Here is an 11,532-nt window from a genome sequence, read left to right on the forward strand (position 1 = left end):
CCTTCTTTGGGCAGTAGACTTAAGTCTATGAACCACCAGAAACCCGTTGCCCCCGCTCGAGGGGGCGGCGGGTTTTTGCGTATCCGGCTTGATCTGGCGTACGACGGCGGCCCCTTCAGCGGGTGGGCCGTCCAGCCCGGCCGGCGTACTGTCCAGGGCACGCTCGAAGAGGCCCTCGCGATGCTGATCCGGCGGCCCGTCCGGGTCACCGTCGCCGGGCGGACCGACGCCGGCGTGCACGCCCGCGGCCAGGTGGTCCACGTCGACCTCAGCGAGACGGAGTGGCTGGGCCTCAACCGCGGTGTGGAGCTGGACCCCGCAGTTGCCCTGCTGCGCCGCCTCCGCGGCGCCCTCAGCCGCGGGCTTGGGGACCTGACCGGGTCCATCGAGGTCCACCGGGTCGCCATCGCTCCCGAAGGCTTCGACGCGCGGTTCTCCGCGCTCTGGCGCCGGTACAGTTACCGGATCGCGGACGGACCCGCCCTCTGGGACCCGCTTGGCCGCACCTCCACCCTGTGGCACCGGGAACCGCTGGACGTCGGGCTGCTCAACGAAGGCGCCTCGGAGCTGCTGGGGCTGCAGGATTTCCGCTCCTACTGCAAGCCGCGGGAAGGCGCCACGACCATCCGTGAGCTGCAGCGCTTCGAGTTTGCCCGCGGCACGGACGGGGTGATCGTGGCGACGGTCCAGGCGGATGCGTTCTGCCACAACATGGTGAGGTCCCTGGTGGGATCGGCGCTCTACGTGGGGGCCGGCATCGAGGCGCCCGGGTGGCTGTACCAGCGGCTGCTCGACCGCCGGCGCGATGCGAAGTCCGTGCTCTCGGCCCCGCACCCGCTGGTGCTTGAGGAAGTGGCGTACCCCTCGGCAAGCGGGCTGCTGGCCCGGGCGGAGCTGACGCGCGCGCTGCGCCAGTAGCGCGGGCCTCCACCGCAACCTTCTGACGGCGGTCTAGAACGCCGGGGTGGCCGCCTGGGCGGGAAGCTCCACGGTGAAGGTGCTCCCGCAGCCGGGAAGTGTGCTGCAGGTGATGGAGCCCCCGTGCCGTTCCACGATTGCCTTGGTGATGGACAGGCCCAGCCCAACGCCCGGAATCGCGCCGTCGCGGACCGCAGCGCTGCGGAAGAAGCGGGTGAAGACCCGTTCGGCGTCGGCGGCTGTCATGCCCATACCGTCATCCTCCACATGCAGCAGCACCCGGCCCTCCGCCGTGCTGGCCGACACGTGGACGGTGCCGCCGTCGGGGGTGTACTTGATGGCATTGGAGACGAGGTTGTCGACGGCCTGGCTGATCCGCAGCGGATCCACCTCCGCCCAGAGCGGGGCGGGAATATCCATGGAGAGCGAAACCTGGGAATTGTGGGCCTGGGCCTGGGCCGAGCCGAGGCTGGCTTCGACCAGGCTGGCCAGATCGGTCCGGCGCGGGTGGACGGGCAGCGTGGAGTCGGCGGAGACCAGCAGGTCCGAGACCAGCGCGAGCAACCGTTCGGCGTTCCGCTGGGCGACTTCGAGCCGGCGCACGGCAGCGGGGGAGAGTTCGGCCGCTTCGCCAAGGACCAGGTCCAGGTTGCCGATGATGGACGTCAACGGGGTGCGGAACTCATGCGAGACGGTGGAGACCAGGTGGTCCTTGGCCGCCAGGGCCTCGACCACTCCGGCGACCTGGTCGCTGAGCCGTTGTTCACGGTCGAGGCTGTCCGCGAGGAGGGCGTGGAGTTCGGCCTCCCGGCGACCGGTTAGCCGCAATAGCGCCAGCTGCGCAGCCTGGGGGATTCCCGCCAGGCTGCCCTGAAGGGTCCGTGCCCCTTGTTGTTTACCCAATGAAGCCGCGCTCCTTTCTTCCCGCTCCAATTTAACAGCATTCGTCACGTTATCTTGACAGACGATGAATATTTGTTGCCGCGGCTGTGCCTAAACACTAATTAGCGCTATTGCGTGGGTATTCTGACAATACTGGCGCACCATGGGTGCGTAGCAGTACCGACGCGGCCGCTGTGGGGGTGGATGCCGCTGTATCAGAGGTGAGGGGGGCCATGACTGATTTGGGAGTTGCAGTCGTTGTAGAGGACGACGACGACGTGCGTCATCTCGTCGAAGCTGTGTTGAGCCAGGCGGGATTCGACGTCCACGGCGCAGCCAGCGGGCGTGAGGGGGTTGAGGTCGTGCGGAGCCAGAAGGCCAGCGTCGTCACCCTGGATATTGGCCTCCACGATATTGACGGCTTTGAAGTCCTGCGCCGGATCCGGCAGTTCAGCGACGCCTATGTGGTTATGCTGACCGCGAGGGAGGACGAGCTGGACACACTCACGGCACTGCATACCGGCGCGGACGATTTTATGACCAAACCGTTCCGGCCGCGCGAACTTCGGGCCCGGGTGGCTGCGATGATGCGCAGGCCGCGGATGGACGCGGCCGGCAGGCCGCGGGAGCGGGGACCGGCGCCTGCGATCGGCCCGGTACCGCCCCACGACGCGGTGCTCCGGCACAACGGGCTCGTCCTGAACCCGCAGACCCGGTCCGTCACGCTGGCCGGCAGTCCCACCAGCCTGACCCGCAGCGAGTTCGATCTCCTGCATGCCCTGCTGAAGGCGGCCGGCGCCGTCCGGACCAAGACCGACCTGGTGCGGGTGGTGCGGGGTGAGCATTACGGCGTGGACGCGTACATCAGTGAATCGGACGAGCGTGCCGTCGAGGTGCATATCGGCAATCTGAGGCGCAAGCTGGGCGAGGATCAGCTGCAGCCCCGGTGGCTCCAGACAGTCCGCGGCGTGGGGTACCGGCTCGCGCCGGCGCAGGATTAACTGTCCCGGAGCTGGTAGCTGAGCTGCAGCTCGTCGACTGTTGCGTTGCCGCTCGCTGCGACCTCACGCAGGAGTGACCGCGCGAGTTCGTCGTCGCGGCCGCGGATTGCGTCCTCGAGCTCCCTGGCCAGCTCGGCCAGCCGGATCCCGCCGACCATCGCCGAGGCTGTCTTCAGGCTCAGGACCGCGTCCAGGGCGGCGGCCTCGTCCCCGCTGTCGAGGGACGTGGCGAGCGCTTCATAACGGTGGTTCCACAGCATGGTGTAGTCCCGCGCGAATCCCTGGGCCACCGCCAGGCTGTCCAGCTGTGACCCGAGTTCCTCAAGGGCAGCGGGGTCCACGAGCGGGGACGCCGTGTCTTTGGCCGCGTCCGCGGTCGCCGCGGGGGCCAGACCCGCGCCGCCGGAGGAGGCGTCGGCGGCGAGGCCGCTGACTGCATCGCCCTCGTCTGGAGCTCCTTGAAAGGACATGGGTCCACGCTACTGCCTGCCCCGGTTGATGCTTCCCACGCTGGCATTTTCCTGTGGCAAACTTGCGGTTTTCCGAGATTCCTGAGTACTGCCCTGCGGTTCCCGCCCGGCACGGCGGCCTGTTGTCGCTACTACCCGCTGAACGTATCGATCGCGTTGATCACTGCAGGGCCAAGAATGGCAATGAAGAGCACCGGGAAGATGAAGAACAGCAGGGGGAACAGGATCATGACCGGGAGCTTCATGGCCTTTTCCTCGGCCCGCTGCCGCCGCTTAACCCGCATTACCTTGGCCTGGATCCGGAGCACCCTACTGATGGCGATACCGTAGGTGTCCGCCTGGACAACGGCCTGGACAAAGCTGCGCAGTTCAGGAATGCTTGTCCGCTCCGCCAGCGCCAGATAGGACTCACGGCGGCTCCGGCCGACCTGCATGTCCTGCAGCGTCCGGACCAGTTCCTCGGCGAGCGGGCCCTTGCCGTTCTCTCCGGCGCGGGCCATGGCTCCTTCGAAGCCCAGGCCCGCCTCCACGGAGATGAGCATCTGGTCGAGGGTGTTGGCCAGTTCCAGCTGCATCGCCTTCTGGCGTTCCTGGCCCTTGCTGTGGAGCATCAGATCGGGGATAAAGTAGCCCAGCAGGACCACGAAGAGGCCCACCAGCTTGATGATGGGTGTGGAGCCCGTGGCACTGATGTACCAGCCCAGCAGTGCACCGGCCAGGCCGAGCAGGGGCTTGGCTGCCAGCACACGTCCCAGGGGAAGGGAGGTGGGGCGGCCCGCCAGGGACAGCAGCTTATCGAGTTTGCGGACATAGCCGGCCGGCGTCAGACGGTATCCGATCCATTCCAGTAGTGAGGTCCGTGGTGCCGCGGTGAAATCTGCGGTCTCTCTGCCGGCTGCGAGCAGCTCGCGGATGGCCCGGTGGGACTTGCGGTCCACGGAAAGAGCTCCCCACACCAGATACCCGAGCGGCAGCGAAACCAACAGCAGGGCGAGCAGTACCGAGGGGTCCATGGGCAGCTCAGAACTTCAGATCGATGATCTTGCGCATCCACAGACCGCCGATCGTCATCATGACCAGGGACGCGCCGATCATGATCCAGCCCAGCAGGTGCGTGACCATGGAGTTCATATAGCCTGGATTGGCCACCATAAGCATCGCGACGATGCCGAACGGCATGGCCATCAGGATATACGCGGAGAACTTTCCCTCGGCCGCCAAGGACTTGATGTGGCCCTTGATTTCGCTGCGTTCGCGGATGGTTTCGCCCACCTGGTCCAGTACTTCGGCGAGGTTCCCGCCCACTTCCCGGTTGATCTGGATGGCCTGGGCGATCCAGACAAAGTCATCGCTGCGCATCCGCTCGGCCGTATCGGTGAGGGATGACTGGAGGTCGCGGCCGAGGCTCGTTTCGGTGATCACCCGCCGCATCTCTTCCGCAGTGGGGCTGAGCGACTCGGCGGCGGCCGCGTCAATGGCCCGCAGGATGCTGTGGCCTGCCCTGAGCCCGCCGGAGAGCAGTTGAAGGGTGTCGCCGAGTTGTTGGTCAAACAGGGCACGGCGTTTGCCGGTGAGGAAGCCGATCACGAGGTGCCCCGCCAAGGGCGCCAGCAGGACGAACAGGATTGCCAGCAACGGGCCGGCGACAATAAATCCTGCCAAGGCGCCGACGAAGGCGCCAGCCAGCACCAACACAAAGAAGTCGGACTGGCCCATCCGGAGGCCTGCGTTTTCGAGTGCTTCCCTGCTGAACAGCCGCACCTTTCGCTGGGAGAAGTAGCCGTCAACCAGATGGACCGCGGAGCCAGCGAACCGGGTCAACTGCGAGTCTGCTTGGTTCTGGGCGGGCTGACGCCGGTCCAGCGGCACGCGCGCCCTTCGCGGGGCGAGCAAAACGAAACCGAGCAGGAAAAGGGCAACCGAGAACAGGCCAACGCCTAGGGGCAGGATCGTCAAGGTCGGATCACTGCCTTCCGGCTGGCGCCAGGGGAGCGGCGAACACGGCGGGTGAGACATGGATGCCAAAATCTTCGAATCGGTCGATGAACCGGGGCCGGATGCCGGTGGGGACCGGTTTGCCGAGGAACCGGCCGTGGGCGTCGACACCGGCAGAGTAGTCGAAGACGAAGGCGTCCTGCAGCGTGACGATGTCCCCTTCCATGCCCTGCACCTCCGTGACATGCGTGATGCGGCGGCTGCCGTCGCGCAGTCGGGAGATCTGGATGATCAGGTTGACGGCGGAGGCGATCTGCTCCCGGATGGCGCGGAGCGGCAGGTCCATTCCCGCCATCAGGACCAAGGTTTCCAGGCGGGCGACGGCGTCTCGGGGCGAGTTGGAGTGCACCGTGGACAGCGAGCCGTCGTGGCCGGTATTCATGGCCTGCAGCATGTCCAGCGACTCCCCGCCGCGGACCTCACCTACCACGATCCGGTCCGGACGCATGCGGAGGGAGTTTCGCAGCAGCTCACGGATGGTGACCTCGCCTTTGCCTTCGGTATTGGGCGGCCGGCTTTCCAAGCGTACGACGTGGCGCTGCTGGATTTGGAGTTCGACGGCGTCCTCGATCGTCACGATCCGCTCATCATGGGGCAGGAACGATGACAGAACGTTCAGCAGCGTGGTCTTACCGGTACCTGTGCCGCCGGAGACAATGATGTTGAGCTTTGCCTTGACACACGCGTCAAGGAGCTCCGCCATCTCAGGTGTCAGGGTCCCGAACTCGATGAGGTTTTGGACCGTGAGCGGGACTTTACTGAATTTTCGGATCGTCAGCGAGGAGCCGCCCACCGCGAGGGGCGGAATGACGGCGTTGACACGCGACCCGTCCTCCAGTCGTGCATCCACGAGCGGGGATGATTCGTCGATGCGGCGGCCCACCTTGGAGACAATGCGCTCGATCACCTTGCGCAGATGGTCTTCGGAACTGAACCGCGACTCGGTCAGCGTAAGTTTTCCGTGGCGTTCAACGTAGATCTGGTCCATGCCATTGACCATGATCTCCGTTACGGCGGAATCATCGAGGAGCCGTTGCAACGGTCCGTAGCCCAGTACATCGTCTGCCACGTCCTGGACCAGCCGGAGGCGTTCCTCGCCGGACAGCGGGACCTGTTCGGCGTCGATGATGCGGGTGAGTTCTTCCCGGGCGGATGAACGCAAATCGTCTTCCGTGAGGGCAGAATCGTTGAAACGCCCGCCCATGCGCTCGAACAAGGCAGTGGCCGCGCGCTGCTTGAGGGCAGCGAAGACATCCACCGCCTGCGGGCCAGCGGAGCGGTGCGCATCCGTTTGCTCTTCGAACGTGGGGGCTGCGATCGGGGTGCGCGGCCGCTCCATGGGCGCGGGAGCCTTGAGCAGGTTGGGAGGCGCGGCGTGGGCGGCCCGGCCGGGCTCCGGAGCGAGCCTGGGCGCGGCAGCGGGACCGCCCTCAGCAGCGGCGAGACGTTCAGAAAGCTTCACTGGACCACCACTCTGCGGTGCAGCTTCCTTTTTGCCCTGGCACGCCACGCAGGATCGAACCGTTCAACCAGCTGCCGGAGCCCTTTGACGGCCGGGTCCTTGCGGCCCTCCTGGAGTACCGGGATGCCCCGGTTTGTGGAGAACGCTACGGCCTTGGACCGCGGAATACTGATGTCAACTGGCGCACCGATGGTGGCTTCGACATCCTGAACGCTGAGACCTGATGCGGAATCGGCCAGATTCAGCACGACATGACGCGTTTCAGGTTGGAGGTCCAGGCGCCGGAGGATTTCGAGGCCGGACCTCAGCCCGCGGATGCTGGGAACATCCATGGCGGTCACCCAGACAATGTCCGTGCACTGCTCCATGGCCGCCAGACCCACCTCCGGTAACCCGGGGGCAGTGTCCACGATGACGTACTGGAACTGTTCGGCAAGCTGACCGAGCAGGTGCGTCACCTGCTCGGGTGTGATGTTGTCCGCTTCTTCGGGGCTCCTCGGGGCGCAGAGAGCATAGATATTGCCGGGGTGCACGGTCAGGAAGGCCTTAAGGACCAGGGAATCGTGGCTCGCCGCGGAGGAGACCGCATCGGTCACGGTGTGCTCCGGGTGGAGGTACAGGCCAGAGGCGACGTCCCCGAACTGCAGGTCCAGGTCAACGATCACAACGCTCATGGGGGCCACCTGCCCCAGCCCGATGGCGATATTGGTGGCAATTGTGGTTTTGCCCACTCCGCCTTTGGGCGAGAAGACCCCGATCACCAGACCCCTCGGGGCGTCCGGCTGTTGGACGGCTGCCGACCGGTTCTTGCTGGCAAAGGACTGGCAGGCTCGTTCCAGCATGACCCGGATCTGGGCAGCGTCGGCGTGTGGGCTGAGAACATCCCGGATGCCGGCGCGCATGGCCAGCAACAGGAAATCGGGGTCCGGTTCGCCCACCAGGATGATGCTGAGCTCGGACAGCTGAACGTCAAAGATCGTGGCCAACCGCAGGGCGTCGTCCACGGGCACATCCGGTCCAAGAATGAGGACCTCGGGACGCTGCTGGTCAAGTTTCGCGAACAACTCCCCGGGATCTGAAGGATTCACGAAGGGGAAGGTCTGCAGGCCCCCCGGCAGGCTTCCGGCCAGAGCCAGACGGACGCGGGAATCGAAGTCGGCATTGGGCGTGATCAGTACAAAACGGCTCATTTGTACACTTCCGGTTTCGTCATGATTCCAGGGCGGCCGCTGTCCTTGGCGTCGAGCGGCTCTTTACTCAGCCACAGTGAGCCGAATTCCAAGCCATAGACGATCTTGGTGGCCTCCACGTCTGTTACCGCGACCGTCAACAGCAGTGATCCTGTGGGCAGCGACGTATCTTCGACCGGGGCCGTTGGGCCGCTGGCAGAGGGCTCGGGAGACGGGGCGGCGCTGGCCGCCCGCTGCACCGACGTCACCAGGACCTTGTGGAGTGTCAACTGCGTGGTCTCCTTGTCCGGTTTCGCCTCGATGCCCCCAGTTTTCAACGAGATGAAGATGCCGATGTGGTCCCCGGCCACCAGTCGTCCGCCGACAACTCGCTGGGGATCCAACTGGAACGAGATCTCCTGCTGCCCCTCCGGTACCTGCACGGCTCCGCTGGACTGCAAGGTTTCCGGTGCGGTCAGCCGTTCCGCGACAAGTTGCTCACCCGGAAGCAGCTCGACGGCGGTGACCTTGCCGGCGAAGGTGTCGAGACTGCGCAGCGCGGACTTGGCCACGGCGGTGCCGGGAAGTGTCTGGGCAGTCAGGAAGGGCAGCAGGCTTTCCACGGACGTGCCGGCCGGTACAGGCTTCGCCACCACCAGGACTTCCACAGGATCAAGGGCCTTGACGGCCCGCGCGTCCGCACCGCTGGCGTAGGACACGACGAGGATGGCTCCGACGACGGCCAGGACCACCGCTGCCACTCCGGCGAGTAGTCGGGATTTCACGATGAAGGTGCTCCAATGCTGAGACGGACTACGGCCGAACCGTAATCCGGTCCGCTGCCAAGTTCGAGGGCTTGGGATAGCGAGACGAATTTGACGAAATAACCCCTCAATCCCTTGTTAGGAATGCTGTTTTTCTCCGGCCAAGAAAAATTCGAAAGGTTATATCCCGTGACATGAAAGGCGGCAAATCCCTTCACAAAATACTTGCCGCTGGAGCCGTTTCCAGTCGCTTCGTCAAATAGCGGGAAGAGCACGGTGCGGTCATTAATCTGGCTTAGGTCATTGGCTGTGCAGGGGGACGGCGGGGGAGCCCCTGTGCTGCTCGTGAACCACATGGCAGCGTCGCTCGCATTGCTGGCGGTCATTGTGATACCGCAGCGGTCGTCGGGAACCGCTTCGTTGATCCAGCCAAATCCGCCTGGAATATTCTTGTTGACGCAAGGGTCCTTATCCAATATTAGTGTTTGCATGGCTCCCACGCCGGAGACCGGATCAATATTGAACTTGCACTCCGCAATGGCCAGCGGAAGGATCATGATGCCCTTGGACGGGATCCCCCATTGGGCGTGCGACGTGGCAGCGACCTCGGCGGTGGTAACGCCAAGGATTTTCGCGAAGTACAGAGAGACGCTGTTGGCGGCGCTTCCCGATTCTTTCGACCCGGAGTCCACCGAGACAGTTCTCTTGGATTTGTCGAGTGTGATCGATTTGACGTCGTTCAGGCCGTCCACGGCGTTGCCGTTCGCCAATTGGGCGACACGCTCGGTCGGGCGAGGCCACGTGCCGGAACATTCGGGATCGCTGAGACTCTTGGCGCACTTTTGGGCCACCATCAGAGCCACCGCGTCCGAACTGTTCTGCAGTTGGGCCCGCTCGGCGTAGATGACGCCCACGTCGACGGTCAGGGCGGCGAAGCCCAGCAGGCACACCATGACGATCGCGACCACCACGCTGATCGCGCCGCGCTCCCGGATTCCCGGATGTGCTATCCGCCGCACAGCATGGCCCCCTGGCCTCGCATGGAAAACGGCCCGGCAATGCCGGTCATCGTGTTTAGCGTATAGCTGACCGTCACGGACATTTGGGCCGCAGCGGAGCAGGTCTTTGCCCCGGTTGGAGCGGATGCGGCGAAGTCGATTTTGTCGTCGGCCAGGACCGGTTTAAGCGTTCCCAGGGCAGTTCGGACGGCGCTGCGGGCAGCCGCCGGGTCGTTGGTGATCGCCATAACGCGGGCGCCTTCGCGGGCGGCATTCGTGAGTGAGATCTGTACGTTGTACGCCCGCCCGAATTCCATGATGCCCAGCAGCAGCATGATCAGGACCGGCGCAAGGAGTGCGAACTCCACTGCGACAGCGCCACGCTCCCTGCCCTGACGCATGTGTGGCGACCTTTCAACGGATGGATACTGTAGCCGGTCGGTGTTCCGGCAGAAAGCCACGAACGGAGGTGCGGTGAAGGAATGACACCCTTCACCGCACCAATCGGCCTGTCCTGAGTTGCAGCCCGGTGCTACGGGGTCTTCGGTGCGATGTTCCCTGCGATGCCATTGAACATATCCTGCAGGTTGTCGCCAAGGAGGGTAACGCCAACGATGATGGCTACGGCGATGAGGGCGACCATAAGGCCGTATTCGACTGCGGTTGCACCCCTCTCGTCGCGAAGGCGATTCTTGGCGGCAAATCCGAGGGTCTGAAGGGTTGCGATAAGAGATAGCACGTGAGCTCCTGAGCGAGTTGGGAGGCTGGCCAGACACCAGCTATGCCAGAAAGCTAGCAATGCAATTCGCGCGAAGTTACGCTGCTTGCCACATCCTGTGCCAAGGCTTCCCAAACTGCACATATCCTGTGGGTTTTCTGCACATAATCTGCACTCGAGCTGGACTAAGTTACCGGACACAAAAGGACCCCCTCGGCTCTGGGGTCCGAGGGGGTCCGGTCTTGGGGTGCTGGGGTAGGCGCTGTGGTTGTCCCTACATGTTGGAGAAGGCCGCGACGATATTGATGACGGCCGGCCCGAGGATGACGATGAAGAGCACGGGCAGGATGCACAGCATCAAGGGGAACAGCACCTTGATGGGAAGCTTCATTGCCTTCTCTTCAGCGCGCTGCCGCCTCTTGATTCGCATTTGCTTGGCCTGCGTCCGGAGGACGCTTGCTATCGCGATGCCGTACACATCCGCCTGGACAACGGCCCTCACGAAGCTCCGGAGGTCAGCGGCTCCGGTGCGGTCAGCCATGGCGAGGTATGCTTCCCGGCGGCTCCTGCCGACTTGCATGTCTTGCAGCGTCCGGAGAAGTTCCGCGGCGAGCGGGCCCGATCCGTTCTGGCCCGCGCGCGCCATTGCTGATTCAAAGCCAAGTCCGGCCTCCACCGAAATCAGCATTTGATCCAAGGTGCTGGGCAACTCCAGTTCAATGGCTTCCTGGCGTTTAGCCCCCCGGCTGTGCAGGAGCAAGTCCGGCACGAAGTACGCGAGCACAGTCACGGACAACGCCAGCAGGATGGTTGTTCCCGTTGGGGTTTTGACGACATACAAGATCCCCACGAGGCCAGCCACCAGGGCAAGTGCCGGCTTGATCACCAGGAGCCGCTCCAGTGGCATGCCTGCCGGCCTTCCCCCCTTGGCGAGTAACTTGTCCAGCCAGGCTGGATACCCCTTCGGAGCCAGACGCTGACCCAACTGCGCGAGCATTGGGGCAGCGACACCGCCCGAAATGTCCACGGATGATCCCTTGCTGCGTCCCAGGTTGCTCCGGACAGCAGCAAGGCCTGTGCGGTCGACTGAAATTACTGCCCACACCAATACCGAACAGGGAACAACGATGATTGCCACTATAAACCAGGCCATTA

At 64.3% G+C, this 11,532-nt stretch carries 13 protein-coding genes; 2 read left to right on the top strand and 11 right to left on the bottom strand.

The genetic code is table 11. The features are described 5' to 3' along the window. Positions 1-27 precede the first annotated feature (27 nt). Positions 28-918, top strand: a complete 891-nt coding sequence (locus tag J2X01_RS07375; protein WP_310052425.1) for a tRNA pseudouridine synthase A — start codon at positions 28-30, stop codon at positions 916-918. A gap of 33 nt (positions 919-951) precedes the next feature. On the opposite strand, the gene J2X01_RS07380 is transcribed toward J2X01_RS07375, so the two are convergent. Further along, the gene (locus tag J2X01_RS07380; protein ID WP_310052429.1) at positions 952-1,821 is read right to left on the bottom strand and encodes a sensor histidine kinase; all 870 of its coding nucleotides are present in this window, start codon (positions 1,819-1,821) and stop codon (positions 952-954) included. Positions 1,822-2,033: 212 nt separating this feature from the next. On the opposite strand from J2X01_RS07380, the gene J2X01_RS07385 reads away from it, so the two are divergent. Continuing rightward, complete coding sequence (locus J2X01_RS07385; RefSeq protein WP_310052431.1) at positions 2,034-2,801, top strand: response regulator transcription factor; 768 nt, start codon at positions 2,034-2,036, stop codon at positions 2,799-2,801. Here the strand turns inward: J2X01_RS07385 and J2X01_RS07390 are convergent. The 10 genes from J2X01_RS07390 to J2X01_RS07435 form a co-directional block, all read right to left on the bottom strand. Next, positions 2,798-3,271 (bottom strand): Hpt domain-containing protein, encoded by a 474-nt coding sequence (locus tag J2X01_RS07390; protein WP_310052433.1) that lies wholly within the window; start codon positions 3,269-3,271, stop codon positions 2,798-2,800. The genes J2X01_RS07385 and J2X01_RS07390 overlap by 4 nt on opposite strands. Before the next feature lie 131 nt (positions 3,272-3,402). Beyond that, entirely contained in the window at positions 3,403-4,284 is an 882-nt protein-coding gene (locus J2X01_RS07395; RefSeq protein WP_310052435.1) for a type II secretion system F family protein, read from the bottom strand. A 7-nt stretch (positions 4,285-4,291) separates the two neighbouring features. Next, positions 4,292-5,227, bottom strand: a complete 936-nt coding sequence (locus tag J2X01_RS07400; protein WP_310052437.1) for a type II secretion system F family protein — start codon at positions 5,225-5,227, stop codon at positions 4,292-4,294. 7 nt (positions 5,228-5,234) lie between these two features. Further along, positions 5,235-6,728 carry a TadA family conjugal transfer-associated ATPase gene (locus J2X01_RS07405; RefSeq protein WP_310052439.1) on the bottom strand — a complete coding sequence of 498 codons (1,494 nt, stop codon included), beginning with the start codon at positions 6,726-6,728 and terminating at the stop codon, positions 5,235-5,237. Beyond that, the gene (locus J2X01_RS07410; RefSeq protein WP_310052441.1) at positions 6,725-7,918 is read right to left on the bottom strand and encodes a CpaE/TadZ family protein; all 1,194 of its coding nucleotides are present in this window, start codon (positions 7,916-7,918) and stop codon (positions 6,725-6,727) included. Before J2X01_RS07410 ends, J2X01_RS07405 begins: the two co-directional genes overlap by 4 nt. Beyond that, positions 7,915-8,682 carry a Flp pilus assembly protein CpaB gene (gene cpaB / locus J2X01_RS07415; RefSeq protein ID WP_310052444.1) on the bottom strand — a complete coding sequence of 256 codons (768 nt, stop codon included), beginning with the start codon at positions 8,680-8,682 and terminating at the stop codon, positions 7,915-7,917. Before cpaB ends, J2X01_RS07410 begins: the two co-directional genes overlap by 4 nt. Next, positions 8,679-9,680 carry a pilus assembly protein TadG-related protein gene (locus tag J2X01_RS07420; protein ID WP_310052447.1) on the bottom strand — a complete coding sequence of 334 codons (1,002 nt, stop codon included), beginning with the start codon at positions 9,678-9,680 and terminating at the stop codon, positions 8,679-8,681. Before J2X01_RS07420 ends, cpaB begins: the two co-directional genes overlap by 4 nt. Beyond that, the gene (locus J2X01_RS07425; RefSeq protein WP_310052449.1) at positions 9,668-10,060 is read right to left on the bottom strand and encodes a TadE/TadG family type IV pilus assembly protein; all 393 of its coding nucleotides are present in this window, start codon (positions 10,058-10,060) and stop codon (positions 9,668-9,670) included. Before J2X01_RS07425 ends, J2X01_RS07420 begins: the two co-directional genes overlap by 13 nt. Positions 10,061-10,191: 131 nt before the next feature. Continuing rightward, entirely contained in the window at positions 10,192-10,398 is a 207-nt protein-coding gene (locus J2X01_RS07430; protein WP_310052451.1) for a Flp family type IVb pilin, read from the bottom strand. 253 nt (positions 10,399-10,651) lie between these two features. Further along, positions 10,652-11,284, bottom strand: coding sequence for a type II secretion system F family protein (locus J2X01_RS07435; RefSeq protein ID WP_310052453.1), 633 nt, complete (start codon positions 11,282-11,284; stop codon positions 10,652-10,654). Positions 11,285-11,532 lie beyond the last annotated feature (248 nt).

The sequence above is a fragment of the Arthrobacter ginsengisoli genome, from assembly GCF_031456935.1.
Taxonomy (GTDB): domain Bacteria; phylum Actinomycetota; class Actinomycetes; order Actinomycetales; family Micrococcaceae; genus Arthrobacter; species Arthrobacter ginsengisoli.

Bases quoted from the DNA above. Each gene is read 5' to 3' on its own strand.
- J2X01_RS07390 (WP_310052433.1), bottom strand. From the start codon at position 3,271: ATGTCCTTTCAAGGAGCTCCAGACGAGGGCGATGCAGTCAGCGGCCTC.
- J2X01_RS07375 (WP_310052425.1), top strand. From the start codon at position 28: ATGAACCACCAGAAACCCGTTGCCCCCGCTCGAGGGGGCGGCGGGTTT.
- J2X01_RS07435 (WP_310052453.1), bottom strand. From the start codon at position 11,284: ATGCCACTGGAGCGGCTCCTGGTGATCAAGCCGGCACTTGCCCTGGTG.
- J2X01_RS07385 (WP_310052431.1), top strand. From the start codon at position 2,034: ATGACTGATTTGGGAGTTGCAGTCGTTGTAGAGGACGACGACGACGTG.
- J2X01_RS07395 (WP_310052435.1), bottom strand. From the start codon at position 4,284: ATGGACCCCTCGGTACTGCTCGCCCTGCTGTTGGTTTCGCTGCCGCTC.
- J2X01_RS07425 (WP_310052449.1), bottom strand. From the start codon at position 10,060: ATGCGTCAGGGCAGGGAGCGTGGCGCTGTCGCAGTGGAGTTCGCACTC.
- J2X01_RS07410 (WP_310052441.1), bottom strand. From the start codon at position 7,918: ATGAGCCGTTTTGTACTGATCACGCCCAATGCCGACTTCGATTCCCGC.